This is a genomic window from Luteolibacter sp. (assembly GCF_039920825.1).
Classification (GTDB): Bacteria; Verrucomicrobiota; Verrucomicrobiia; order Verrucomicrobiales; family Akkermansiaceae; genus Luteolibacter.
On sequence record NZ_JBDSCX010000072.1, the window covers coordinates 21,449 to 34,933 of the forward strand.

Consider the following 13,485-nt stretch of genomic DNA (forward strand, 5'->3'; position numbering starts at 1 on the left):
AAGCCGATTCCTCCACTCCCGATCATCTGACACTCCCGAAATTTTCATCATCACATGTCCCTGAAGTTCGCCTCCATCCTGCTGACCACCATCCTAACATCCGCATTCCTGCATGCCCGGGATGCCGCGCCTATACGAGAAAAACTGAATTTCAACCGCGAGTGGAAATTCCAACTGGGAGATCCCGCGAAAGCGGAAGCCGCGGCGTTTGATGACACGAAGTGGGAAAACATCGGACTGCCGCATTCGTTCAGCATGCCGTATTTCGCAGCGGGCAATGCGTTTTACGTCGGCTACGGCTGGTATCGGAAAACCTTCGATCTGCCTGATACATCGGACGGCAAGTGCCTGTTCCTTGACTTCGAGGGCGCGTTCCAGGATGCGGAGATCTTCCTGAATGGCAAAAAAATCGGCTCCCACCAGGGCGGCTACACGGGCTTTGAAGTGGAGATCACCAAGGCGGCGAAACCCGGCAGGAACGTGCTCGCCGTGCGGCTCAACAACCTTTGGAACGCACAACTCGCTCCCCGTGCCGGCGAGCACACCTTCAGCGGAGGGCTCTATCGGAACGTCTGGCTGGTGGCGGCCAATCCTCTCCACGTCACCTGGTATGGCACGTTCGTGACAACCCCGAAGGTGTCCACTGAGTCCGGCACCGCCAACGTGAAAACAGAAGTGGTGAACCAGTCTTCCGAAGCGAAAACCTGCGGGCTCAGGACCGAGATCATCGACCCATCCGGCAAGGTCGTGGCCAGCATGAGTGCGACTCAGATGATTGCTCCCGGAAAGACGGTGACCTTCGACCAGACGAGCGCAGCACTTCCAAATCCAAAGCTTTGGTCGCCCGAAACCCCGGCGCTCTATCGGGCGGTGAGCACCGTATCGGACGGGGCGACACCGGCGGACAGTTACGAGACATCATTCGGATTCCGCTCGATCCAATGGACGGCGGACAAAGGATTTTTCCTCAATGGCAAGCACCGCTATTTCAAAGGCGCGAACGTGCACCAGGACCACGCCGGATGGGGCGACGCGGTGACCGAGTCCGGGATGGCTCGCGACGTTAGAATGATGAAGGAAGCCGGCTTCGACCTCATCCGCGGATCACACTATCCGCACGCGCCGGGTTTCGCACGGGCCTGCGACGAACAGGGCATGCTGTTCTGGTCGGAAAACGCGTTCTGGGGCACCGGAGGTTTCAAGGGTGACGGCTATTGGAATTGCAGCGCCTATCCGGTGAATCCTGCCGATGGAAAACCCTTCGAGGCGAGCGTGAAACAACAGCTCGCGGAGATGATCCGCATCCACCGCAACCATCCGAGCATTGTCGTCTGGAGCATGAGCAACGAGCCGTTTTTCTCAGATAACAAGGTAATGCCAAAGGTACGCGAGTTTCTCAAGGAACTCATCGATGAAACCCACAAGCTGGATCCCACCCGTCCGGCGGCCATCGGCGGTTGCCAGCGCGGGGACTTCGACAAAGTTGGCGACATCGCCGGTTACAATGGCGACGGTGCCCGCCTGTTCGTCAACCCCGGCGTCGCAAGCGTGGTGAGCGAATACGGCTCCACCATCGCGGACCGTCCCGGCAAATATGAATCAGGCTGGGGCGAACTCCCCTCCACTCCCGGAGCGACCAAGGGCAATCCGGATTCGTGGCGCATGCCATGGCGGAGCGGAGAGGCGATCTGGTGCGGATTCGACCATGGCAGCATCGCCGGCCGGAATTTCGGTGCGATGGGCCTCGTTGATTATTACCGCCTGCCGAAGCGCTCGTGGTATTGGTATCGCAATGAATATACCAAGGTCCCGCCCCCCGAGTGGCCGCAGCAAGGCACGCCAGCCGGACTCACACTCACAGCCGACAAAACGACACTCGATCATGTGGACGGCACGGACGATTCGCAGGTCGTCGTCACGGTAGTAGATTCCTCAGGCAAGCCTATCAGCAACTCCGTTCCCGTCACGCTGTCCATCGAGTCCGGTCCGGGCGAGTTCCCCACCGGCCCGTCGATCACTTTCGAGCCGAAGTCCGACATCGCGATCCGTGACGGCCAGGCCGCCATCGAGTTCCGCTCCTATCATGCCGGCACGACCGTCATCCGCGCCAGCTCGCCGGGGCTAAAGGACGCGTCTATCACGATCACCTCAAGCGGCGGCCCCGCCTATGTGGCGGGCGAGACTCCTCCGGTGAAACCGCGCGCCTATCGCCCAGTGACCGAACAGAGCGGCCAAGGCACCGCTGCTACCTACGGCCCGCACAATCCGACACGCGCGAGCAGCGAAGCTCCCGGCTACAGCGGCGGGCTTGCGAATGATGGAGACCCGGAAACCTCCTGGCTGGCCGCCACCGCATCGAACGCGTGGTGGGGCATTGATCTGGAACGAATCGTCGCGATTCAGAAATTCGCGCTGACTTTCCCGGAGGAGGGCGATTGGCGCTATCGGATAGAGGTTTCCGACGACGGCAAAGGATGGAAGCCCGCCATTGACCGGACGAAATCCACCGCGACCACGAAGGAGCGCACCGATGACGCAGCATCCGGAACGACCGGCCGCTTCGTGCGTGTCACCCTCACCGGCAGCCCCGCTGGACCCCCCCCCGGCATCTCCGAATTCTCCGCCACCGGCACGCTTGCTAGATAGCATTATGAACCTCATCAAATCACTGCTCACTGTCGGCACGACAGCTCTCGCCGGACTATCCTCGGTTTCCTTGGGTCAGAGCCCGGCCTCCGGCAAAACCTTCGATCCGTCCAGCCAGCTCTGGTATGACAAGCCTGCGAGCCAATGGATCGAAGCACTGCCTATCGGAAATGGCAGACTGGGCGCGATGGTGTTCGGCCAGCCGGAAAACGAACGCCTCGCGCTCAATGACATCACCGTCTGGTCCGGCGGCCCGCAGCCCGATGCGAACCGACCGGACGGCTATCGGTTTCTGGACGAAATCCGCAAGACGATCCGTGACGGACGCTACAATGAGGCGGTCAAACTTTGCAACGATCACCTCACCTGCAAGGCCAACTACGACATCAGCAAATATCAGGAACTCGGCGATCTGCTCTTCCATTTCCGCCTCCCTGCGGGGCACCCCACCGGCTACCGGCGCTGGCTCGACCTCGATCAGGCGCTCGCCGGTGTGGAATTCCAAGTGGGAAATACCAAATACCAGCGCGAATTTTTCTCCAGCGCGCCGGACAAGGTGCTCGTGCAGCGCGTCACCGCCAGCATGCCAAAAAGTGTTAGCTTCGAGCTGATTCTCAAACGCGCCGAGAAGGCCCGGACCCGTTTCGTCGCCCCCGACACACTGGTCATGACCGGGAACACAGGCTCCTCCCTCGACTATCAGGTCCACACCCGCGTCCAGACCAAAGGCGGAACCGTTCGGAATGATGGCGACAAGCTGATCGTCGAAGGCGCGGACGAGGCCATCATCCTGACCTCCGCTAACACATCCTATGTGATGGACTTCAAGCAAGGCTACAAAGGCGCAGATCCCGCGCTCGCCGGCAAACAACTGGCCGACGCTTCAGCGAAAAGCTACGAACAGCTCAAGGCCGCTCACCTCGCCGATCACCGGAAATATTTCCAACGCGTCAAGCTGGACCTCGGCACCACGCCAGCGGCGCAAAAACCCACCGACGAACGCGTGCGCGCTTATGGCGATGGAAAATCCGATCCCGCCCTGGCGGCACTGTTCTTCCAATACGGCCGCTACCTCCTCATCTCATGCAGCCGTCCGGACAACCCCGCCCCCGCGAACCTGCAGGGCCTCTGGGCCGAAGGGCTGAATACGCCATGGAACGGCGACTATACGATCAACATCAACTTCCAGATGAACTACTGGCCCGCGGAACAAACGGGCCTGAGCGAAATGCACACACCGATGCTCCGGCATATCCAGAGCCTGGCAGAACCCGGAAGCAATACCGCCAAAGCCTACTTCGGACCTAACACCCCAGGCTGGGTCACCGGCCCGAAGAGCAATGTCTGGGGCTGGGCCAGCCCCGGCGCGCGACTGTCATGGGGCGTCTGGTTCGGCTCCAACGGATGGCTCTGCCAACACCTTTGGGAACACTACGCCTACACCCGCGACAAGGACTATCTCCGCTCCGTCTATCCGACGATGAAAGGTGCCTCGGAATTCTGGCTCAGCCAACTCGTCGAAGGAAAAGACGGCAAACTCATCACCTCCCCATCCAGCTCGCCGGAGAACAATTTCATCACCGACACTAAAATCAAAGCCAGCGTCTGCGAAGGAGCCACGATGGAAAAATCCATCGTCTGGGATCTCCTCAACAACACCGCCCAAGCCGCAGCCGTCCTCGGGGGAGAAGAATCATTCCGCAAAAAACTCGAAGCCACCCGCGACCGCATCCGCCCCCCTCAGATTGGCAAGGCAGGCCAACTCATGGAATGGGGCGAGGACTGGGACATGAACACCGATGATCCCCACCACCGCCACGTTTCCCACCTCTACGGACTCCATCCCGGCAACGAGATCACCTTCAACGGCACACCCGACCTAGCCGCCGCCGCGAAGAAAACCCTCGAACAACGCGGTGACGACGGCACCGGATGGAGCAAGGCATGGAAGATCAATTTCTGGGCCCGCCTGCACGATGGCGACCACGCCGCGAAAATCCTAGCAGAGCAACTCCGGCCCACCATGGAAACCAAGGTCGTCATGGAAAAGGGCGGCACCTATCCGAATCTCTTCGACGCCCATCCGCCATTCCAGATCGACGGAAACTTCGGCGCCACCGCCGGCATCACCGAAATGCTGCTGCAAAGCAACGAACGCTACAAGGACCCCAAAGCCCCGAATCAGGACCACTACTTCATCGACCTGCTGCCCGCACTTCCCTCCGCCTGGCCGACCGGCTCCGTGAGAGGCCTGCGCGCCCGGGGCGGCTTCGTCGTCGATCTCGCGTGGAAAAACGGCCGGCTCACATCGGCTAGACTATCCAGCGAAAAGGGCGGCGATGCCAAAGTCCGCCATGCGGGCCGCACCCTCGATCTGAAGCTGTCTCCCAGACAAGCGGCGGTGCTCGACGCCGATCTCGGCAAGTTCCGCTTCCTCGATCAGCCCCCGCAGGCGGCTCCCCATTGAACCGGAGAAACCCACCTATCTCTTCTCATCGCATAACAAAAAACCAAACATGACAAAAAACCCAATCGCGTCCCTGAGGACGCTCGTCGCAATCGTGTGTCCGCTCGCAGGCATCTCGCCAGCCAGCGCCTACACCCATCCGAGCGTGCCGCTCACGCTGGATGACCTCACCACACTCAAGGCGAACCTGAACACCGAACCGTGGAAATCCGGTTACGCGGCGCTTGCCGGCGACTCGCATTCTTCCCTCGGCTATGGGATGCAAGGACCGTTCGCGAACGTCAGCCGCAATCCGAACGTCAACCTCAACCAGTGGCGCAACGACATGACAGCGGTCTATAACCTCGCGCGCATGTGGTATTTCACTGGCAATCCGCAGTATGCCCAGAAGTCGCACGACATCCTGCTCGCTTGGGCGAACACCCAGACGAGCTTCACCGGCATGGAGGCCAACCTCGACCTTGGCGACTACGCATTCCGCTTCACCGGCGGCGCGGACATCCTTCGCGGCACCTGGTCGGGATGGACCCAGACCGACACCGACGCCGTGAAAAACCTCTTCGGCAACGTTTACTGGACTCTGGGCGGGAATACGCTCGGTCCGACTAACAAGGGCGCGCTGAGCCTGGCGGCCGGCACGGCGATCGCCGCGTTCTGCGACGACCAAGTTAAAATGGACAAGGCGCTCTATCTCTATCGCACCTTCGCCTCTACCGGCCTCCGGAACACCCTGAGCAACGGCGAACATGGCGAAACCGCCCGCGACTCGGGACACGCATACAACCACATCTCGGCACTGGCCTTCTCGGCGGAGATCTTCTGGAAACAGGGCATCGACGTTTATTCCGAACTCGACCAGCGCCTGCTTGCCATGGGCGAATACTACTGCCGCTACGTCCTCGGCGCGCCCACTTCCTTCGTGCCAATGGGCACCACCGACGAATATTACATGGGGCCTTGGGACCTTCCCGGCTACACCGCCGAGCCCCGGCCGTTCGATATCCTCAAGAGTCACTACGAACTACGCAAAGGCCTCCCAGCACCTTGGATCAACCGCAAGCTCGCGTCCCAGCCGGGAAACATGGACGCCTTCATGTTTCTCAAGTCGGCCGACAGCTCGACGGCCACTCCACCCGCGCCCATCGCCTTCCCGAGCCAAAGCTTGGTGAGCACGGGCATGACCAGCACGGACATCGGCGGTGCCTCGCCCGCCGGCAGCTCCAGCTACACCAATGGAATCTGGACGGTGAACGGCGCGGGCACCGACATCTGGACCCACGGCTCCGAAGCCTTCCACTACGTTTACAAACAGGTCACCGGCGACTGCACGCTGATAGCAAAGGTCGATTCCCTGCAAAACCTCGGCACCAACAACAAGGCAGGCGTGATGATTCGCTCCGACCTCAATGCCACCCCTACGGCCAAGGCCTGGGTCGCTCTCAAGCCTGACAGTGTCGTGGAAAGTTATTTCCACGGCTGGGCGGAAATGTATGGCGGCTCGAACTGGGAAAAACAAGGCTACCCGATCACCCAACCTTCCTGGTGGGTGAAGATCGAGCGACTCGGAAACATCGTCACCACCTATGCGTCGCCCGACGGCACGAGCTGGGCGACGCTCGTGATCGGGCGCTACGACAATCTCGGCACCTCGCCCTATCTCGGCCTGTGTGTGACCTCCAACAAACCCGGCACCCTCTGCACGGCGACTTTCAGCAATGTGAGCATCACCACCGGCAACGGCGCCGCCCCGGTTGCCGCGCCCTCGGCACCGCTTTCCGTTCTCGCCGCGCCCGGTGAAAACCGCGTGCCGCTGCGCTGGTCGGAGTCTTTCGGCGCGACGAGTTACAAAGTGAAACGCGCCACCACCAGCGGCGGTCCTCACACGACGATCGCCACCGTCACCGCGCCGAGCTACGTGGATGCCACGGCGAGCAACGGCACCACCTATTACTACGTCGTCAGCGCGGTGAACGCCGTCGGCGAAGGCACTAACTCCGCACAAGACTACGCCACGCCGGTGAGCCCGATGGTCAACGTCGCCTTTGCCGGCACGGCCACCTCCAGCGATAATCCCACCGGCACGCCAGGCTCGCAGGCTCCCGCCTCGGCTTTCGACACCCTTCCCGGCAGCAAGTGGTTCGACGGCATCGGCACCACGGGCTGGCTTCAATATGACTTCGGCTCGGGCAACGCCCAGACCATCAAACGCTACACCGTCACCAGCGCGAATGACCTGCCCGACCGCGACCCGAAGAACTGGCAGTTCCTGGGCTCTAACGACGGTTCGGCCTGGACCACGCTCGACACGCAAAGCAACCAAACGTTCGCCTACCGCTTTCAGCTGAATACCTACCCCATCGCCAGCTCCGGCTCTTACCGCTATTACCGGCTGAACATCACCGCTAACAACGGCAACACCACCAGTCTGCAGCTCGCCGAGCTCGGGCTGTTCACCGACACCGGTCGCACGATTCCCAACGGCACCTATCGGGTGTCGAGCCGCAAGAGCCGCAAGGCGCTGGACCTACAGAACGGCGCCGTTGCCAATGGCACCGCACTCGTCCAGTGGGGATGGAACGGCGGCAACAGCCAGAAATGGACGCTCACCCATTTGGGCAACGGCCAATACCAGATCGCCAACTCGCTTTCAGGCACCGTCATGGAAGTTGATAACGCCAATATGAACAACAACGGCAAGATCCAGATCTGGACCGCGAATGGCCTCAACCACCAGAAGTGGACGGCCACGCCCGCAGGCGACGGCTTCTTCAAACTCACCGCCGTCCACAGCGGCAAGCTGGCCGACGTCAACGGCGGCAGTACTGCCGACGGCGCCACGATCATCCAGTGGCAGAGCAACGGGGGCGACAACCAGCAGTGGTCGTTCTCGACCGCACCTTGAGTTGAACCACGTGATTCCCGGCGGACCGCGGCGTTTCGGCGCGCGGTCCGCCCATTCTCTCTTCAGGGTATGTTCGATCAATGGCTCCGCTTTAAATTCCGATGGGTGCTAGCCACATGTATCGTGGCCACCGGCTGGATCGTGCGCCTGCGGCATGAAGCGCCGCAGGCAGAGAGTTCCCGACCTGCCGCAACCCGGCAGGAGCCTCAGCGTTCGGCAACGGCGCAGGATATCCTGACGGAGTTTTCCCGCATCGCCGGTGAAACGGACCGGGTCCGGCGCGACGCCCGGCTTCTCGCGCTCGCCGGACGCTGGAGCGATGCTGGCCCGGAGGATGCTCTGGATTTCGCCTTCGGTCTGCCGCCCGGCGAGGTCCGGGACATCTTCCTGCGCCAACTCTGCGTGGCATGGGCCCGGAAAGATGCCGAAAAGGCGCTCGCTTGGTCGGACCGTCTGGACGACGCGGCCGACCGCCGCCAAATCAGCTCGACGGTTTGCATCGCGGTGGCGGAATCCGATCCCCACCTGGCCCTCGGGCTGGCTCTCCGCCACGGATCAGAGGATGATGACAGCGGAGGATTGTTAGAAAATATCTCCGCGCAATGGGCGGATCGCGAGCCGACAGCGGCCCTGGATTGGGTCAGGACCCAACCGGGCGGCGAGTGGCACGACCGGCTCCTGGCCCGCGTGGCGTTCGTCCTTTCCAGGTCCGATCCGCACACCGCTGCCTGCCGTGTGGCTAAAGATATGGAACCGGGAACCATGCAGGACGAGGCCGTCATTTCCATCCTGCACCAGTGGATCATGAAAGACCCGCAGGCAGCCGCAACCTGGGCCGCCGCCTTCCCTGAGGGAGACCTCCACTCGCGGGCATTGAATGAATTCCCAAACTAGCAGCAACAACCCCTCGAAACGAAGAACTGATTCAGCGGCATCGATGTTGATACCCGAGCAAGCCGTGGAGTTTACGGGTTAGATCATCCCTTCGATCAAAAGGAGATATCAAGGCTTGGCTCCCGTTCCGACCAAGTCGACGTCAAACGGATTTTCATCCACATCATTGCTTTTAATGTGCATGGCCGCCTTCTTATTGCCGAGGGCGGAGGGTTTGAATTTCACGCTGAAAGTGGTGGCAGCCCCGGGAGTCAGAGTGGTTTTCTCCGGAGACCCGGCGGTGAAGTCGTGGCGATTGTCGCCATCCACCAGGATAGTGATTTTCCGAAGATCATCGGTTCCGGTATTCTTGATGCGGAAGAGTTTGCTAACACCGCCTTCGCCCAATTTCACGGTGCCGAAATTGGTCCGCGACTTTCCGTCCTTCAGATCGCTGCCGATCGGCTGGGAAACAACGATCTCCGGCGAGACATCACCGGTCGCCCCCATCAGCTTGATCCTGTATGGACTCTTTTCACCCCCGGTGTAGTCAACACGCAGTTTTGCAGTGGTCGGAAAAGTCGTTAGGGGCGCGAAGCGGACGGTGAAAACGGCTTCCCCACCCGGATCAAGGACAGATGGCAACTTGGTGGCGATCACCTTGAAGTTAGCTTCCCCGGAACCTTGAATCGAGATTGCCAGCCCGGTCAGTTTCTCATTGGACCGGTTTTTAACCATAAACTGAAGATCATCATGCCCGCCGATCTTCACATCCCTGAATTTCCTATTTCCCGCATTTTGGATCGCGATCCCTAACGGCTGCTCCACGACAATTTTCCGGATGGCAGGGATGTAGTTTTCCGTAGGTAGGAATTGCGCCATCCCTGCTTTTCTAGCGGTCATGGCCGGGTCTTTGGCGAGGTTGTTCCACTCGTTGGGATCGGCGGTTTCGTCGTAGAGTTCCTCGTCGCCGTTGCGGTAGCGGATGTAACGCCAGCCTTCGTCGCGGACGGCGTGGCAATTCAAGGTGTAGGTGGAAACCGCCGGTGTGTCCCAGGGAGCCGCGGGAGTCTGCAACAAAGTGCGGATACTTGTCCCCTGGACATGGGCGGGCGTATCGATGCCACAGAGATCGCACAGCGTCGGATAGACCGACATCAGGTCCACCGTGCGTTCGCAAACGGTGCCGGGCGAAGTCACTCCGGGCACGACCCAGAGCAACGGCGAGCGGGTGGTTTCCTCCCACAGCGCGAATTTCCGCCAGTGGTCCTTTTCACCGAGATTCCAACCGTGATCGGACCAGAAACAGATGATGGTGTTGTCCTTCATCGGCGATTGATCCAAGGCGTCGAGCAGCCGCCCGACGAGCATGTCGGTGTAGCTGATGGCGGCGAGGCAGCCCTGCACGGCATCCTTCCAACGACCCGCCTTGACGATCTGGGCTTGGTCGGGAATCGCCAACGCCATTTTCCTGCCGAAGGGCGGGACATCGGAGAGGTCCACACCGGGAGCCAGATGCGGAGGCAGCACGATCTGATCCAACGGGTGCATGTCGTAGTATTTCCTCGGCACGTTCCACGGCAGGTGCGGCTTGTGGATACCGCACGCGAGGAACAGCGGCTTGTCGTGGGATTTACCCAACTGATCGATGGTGTAGTTGACGATCCTCCAGTCCTCCAGTTCCTCGTCCTTGCAATCGAGCGGGGCGAACTTGATGCCACCGACACCGTCGCTTTGGCCGGAAGGAACCGCGGGGTTGGAGCCGTCGTCCACCAGATAGTCGTCCCAATCCTGGTAGCGATCGAAACCCTCATGATAGATTTTCCCGGATCCCAGCGCCTCGTATCCATTGGCGCGGAAATGCATGTTGAGCGTGAGTTCCGGAGCGATGAACTGCCGCCAATCGTCGTTGTTGTTATAAACTCCGGTCGCGCCGGGCCTCATTCCGGACATCAGCGAGGCGCGTGAAGGATTGCACGACGGAGACGCGCAATAACTGCGGGTGAAGATCACTCCGCGGGCGGCGAGCCGGTCGATGTTCGGAGTTAGAGCCTGCGGATTGTGCCCCAGATAACCGACCCAGTCCCGCAGATCGTCGATGACGATGAAGAGCACGTTGGGCTTGGCCGGAACGGTCTGAGCGGATAGCGGCGAGCCGAACGCGGCCAATGCGGCCAATGCGGCCAATGCGGTGATAACGGAAAATAACAATTTCATGCGTGCTTGGGGATTTCGTAATGTAGGCAACCTCTCGCCGCTATTTCGAATACCCAGCAGAGATCGCCCGCGAGGCCTCGTTTGGCGAATGAAATTTATGGAAGAACCACGGAACCTGAGCCATGCCGGTTTCCGATTCCCTATCCGACATCCCGAGAGAATCGGATCACGCGAAATGCGGACATCGCGATTCACACAGTCACCGTGCCCCCCCGGGAAACATCGAACTCCCATGGTGCGCGCGAGAGGACTCGTGCTGAAACACCCCGATCATCCCTGCGTCCTCACAGCTGACCGCTCAAATAAGACTCTTGGATGCCGCGCGGGTCGTGAGTCCAAGGGAGTTCAACCGCCGAGAAGCCGTTCCTGCTTCGATTTCCAAATAGATTGGCATGTCCATCGCTATTGATTTCGGCTTGGACGGTTCATTTGCATGACCAAGGCTTATGGTTGGCTTGTGGGGTTCACTTATTTGATACCTGGATATAATCGCAGCATGCTCAATCTGTTTTTTGGATTTACTTTAATCACCTTCAAAAGATTACTCATCCTCTCTTCATACTCAGCGCGAAATGAAGTGCCGGGTTCAATGATTGGATAGTCATTTACTAGAATTTTATTCGCACGCATCAATGCAAGAAGCTCTTTTGATACGATACTATGTGGGCTTGCCTGAAGGAAAAATGGATCTCTAAATCGGAGTAAGTCACCACCTCCAATAGGTTTCGACATGCTAAACAATCCTCCCTGCTCATGCTTGCCCCATATATCACCATTCGCAGTTTCCTTCCAGTCAGAAGATGATGGTATTGATGAATTCAATGCGATCTTAGGTGCGTATTCCATTCCGGTGATGTGATAATATTGAAATTCCTTAGCGAAATCACCAATCACCATGGGCTTGAAGAGATTTTCAGGTAGGATTTCCGTTAAAATATTTTTGGTTGCCAGGTCACATCCAATTTCTGAGAAAGCATATTTCATTTCATAAATACACGGTGTCCGCAGCTTTGGAATTTTTTTCTTGTGCATTTTCAAGTTTGGATAAACCCGAACAGGCCCCTCACCTCCTAAGTTCGTTAATAATTTACGATCAAATTGCTTCTTTACACCAAAAGGGTCTTGGTTCAGCGACGCAAAAGGGAAAATCGCTTGGCAATAGCGGATTTCTTCTCGTTCTTTATCAGTCAGAACTATTTTGGTGTTAAATTGGAATCCATCGGGGCGCACATCGCCTTTCGAAAATTGAATAGTTTTTCCTAGAGTAGCTTTAGCTAATAATTGTATATTTTCATTCAAATCATTAAATGCAATCGTGTATTTTGGAATAAATCCTTGCGGCATTTTTAATTGCCTTACCGTCATTGGAATAGAATTTCTATCAAACTTATTTTTGACCAAAAATTCTAAATCGCTTTCATAAATTGATAATGTAATTTGAATATCCATTTTTAAAGCGCGCTTAGAATTGTCTCAACAGATTGGAATAGCACTGGATAATTTGCGTAAATTTTCGCGGCTTCAGCTATCACCTGCGAACTTTCCACAGCTCCTTCAATACCATAAGGAAAGGCAGCTCGCCATGCATTTGTGATAACCTGATGCTCTGCTTTCTCAAGAATAACCGCAGGAAGCTCTGATTCTGTTAATAGGTTCGCCAATTCTGGAATTTTATCCAGAAGTCTTTTCTCGATAATATGATGTGTTTCGTAAAGTTCTTTATTAGGCAACATATCGCGAACTTTCTTGGCTGATCGATAAGTGAACCTTCCCGATTTGTTGATTATTTCTTTGAGTCCGTTTTTAACGGGAACTGCTTCAGAAGACACTCGTTCGCTGTCTGACGTTTTGTCACGTATCAACTCTCCTTCGACCACGCTCAACTCCGTCAAAAACATGTGGCCGCTCGGATCAATACCGCTGATTGGATTGGCATGAACATACAAATACTTATGCTGGCTAAGTGGCTCGCTCTTGCGTCCCTCGTAAGTGTCCGGCGTGTGGAACCTCCCAGTATTTGTGTTCAAATACCTCGCCCGGAGGAAATACATTCCCAAATCCGCATCCCATTGCTCGCCGGTGTAGAGGAACTCTGATCTTGGTTTTATGGCAGGGTTAGTGGGACCAGCAGATTCCAGTTCGCCTGTCGAAGGGTTGCGTTTCGCCAAGCCAATCAAGATGCCGTATGAGTCGTAGTCGTAGGTTTCTTGGAGATCGCCATTCTCATCAGTGATGCCTCTTACGGAGCCCAGGCCGTCGTAGCTGTAGTAGGAAAGTTGATGGTTGAGAGTTGATGGTTGATTGGAAGAGGAAGAATCCGTGCAGATGAGATCGTGGCCGTAGAGGTTGACTTTTCTCAGCGGATTTGTGGCATCCAAGG

At 57.8% G+C, this 13,485-nt stretch carries 7 protein-coding genes; 4 read left to right on the forward strand and 3 right to left on the reverse strand.

What is annotated here, in order from left to right; translation table 11 throughout:
- The first annotated feature begins 54 nt into the window (after positions 1-54).
- The 4 genes from ABIQ96_RS21045 (at position 55) to ABIQ96_RS21060 (ending at position 8,909) form a co-directional block, all read left to right on the forward strand.
- Positions 55-2,646, forward strand: a complete 2,592-nt coding sequence (locus ABIQ96_RS21045; RefSeq protein ID WP_348216610.1) for a glycoside hydrolase family 2 TIM barrel-domain containing protein — start codon at positions 55-57, stop codon at positions 2,644-2,646.
- 4 nt (positions 2,647-2,650) lie between these two features.
- The gene (locus ABIQ96_RS21050; RefSeq protein WP_348216611.1) at positions 2,651-5,113 is read left to right on the forward strand and encodes a glycoside hydrolase family 95 protein; all 2,463 of its coding nucleotides are present in this window, start codon (positions 2,651-2,653) and stop codon (positions 5,111-5,113) included.
- A 49-nt stretch (positions 5,114-5,162) separates the two neighbouring features.
- Positions 5,163-8,015 carry an RICIN domain-containing protein gene (locus ABIQ96_RS21055; protein WP_348216612.1) on the forward strand — a complete coding sequence of 951 codons (2,853 nt, stop codon included), beginning with the start codon at positions 5,163-5,165 and terminating at the stop codon, positions 8,013-8,015.
- A 105-nt stretch (positions 8,016-8,120) separates the two neighbouring features.
- Complete coding sequence (locus tag ABIQ96_RS21060) at positions 8,121-8,909, forward strand: hypothetical protein (protein ID WP_348216613.1); 789 nt, start codon at positions 8,121-8,123, stop codon at positions 8,907-8,909.
- A gap of 108 nt (positions 8,910-9,017) precedes the next feature.
- On the opposite strand, the gene ABIQ96_RS21065 is transcribed toward ABIQ96_RS21060, so the two are convergent.
- The 3 genes from ABIQ96_RS21065 to ABIQ96_RS21075 all read right to left on the reverse strand — a co-directional run.
- Complete coding sequence (locus ABIQ96_RS21065) at positions 9,018-11,105, reverse strand: sulfatase-like hydrolase/transferase (protein ID WP_348216614.1); 2,088 nt, start codon at positions 11,103-11,105, stop codon at positions 9,018-9,020.
- Positions 11,106-11,573: 468 nt separating this feature from the next.
- Positions 11,574-12,554, reverse strand: a complete 981-nt coding sequence (locus tag ABIQ96_RS21070) for a hypothetical protein (protein WP_348216615.1) — start codon at positions 12,552-12,554, stop codon at positions 11,574-11,576.
- A 2-nt stretch (positions 12,555-12,556) separates the two neighbouring features.
- Positions 12,557-13,485: RHS repeat-associated core domain-containing protein (locus tag ABIQ96_RS21075; protein WP_348216616.1), on the reverse strand; the 929-nt coding region annotated here is incomplete at its 5' end.

What these genes read in the sequence shown, in the direction of transcription:
- ABIQ96_RS21055 (WP_348216612.1), top strand. Translation starts at nt 5,163, where the DNA reads ATGACAAAAAACCCAATCGCGTCCCTGAGGACGCTCGTCGCAATCGTG.
- ABIQ96_RS21045 (WP_348216610.1), top strand. Translation starts at nt 55, where the DNA reads ATGTCCCTGAAGTTCGCCTCCATCCTGCTGACCACCATCCTAACATCC.
- ABIQ96_RS21070 (WP_348216615.1), bottom strand. Translation starts at nt 12,554, where the DNA reads ATGGATATTCAAATTACATTATCAATTTATGAAAGCGATTTAGAATTT.
- ABIQ96_RS21065 (WP_348216614.1), bottom strand. Translation starts at nt 11,105, where the DNA reads ATGAAATTGTTATTTTCCGTTATCACCGCATTGGCCGCATTGGCCGCA.
- ABIQ96_RS21050 (WP_348216611.1), top strand. Translation starts at nt 2,651, where the DNA reads ATGAACCTCATCAAATCACTGCTCACTGTCGGCACGACAGCTCTCGCC.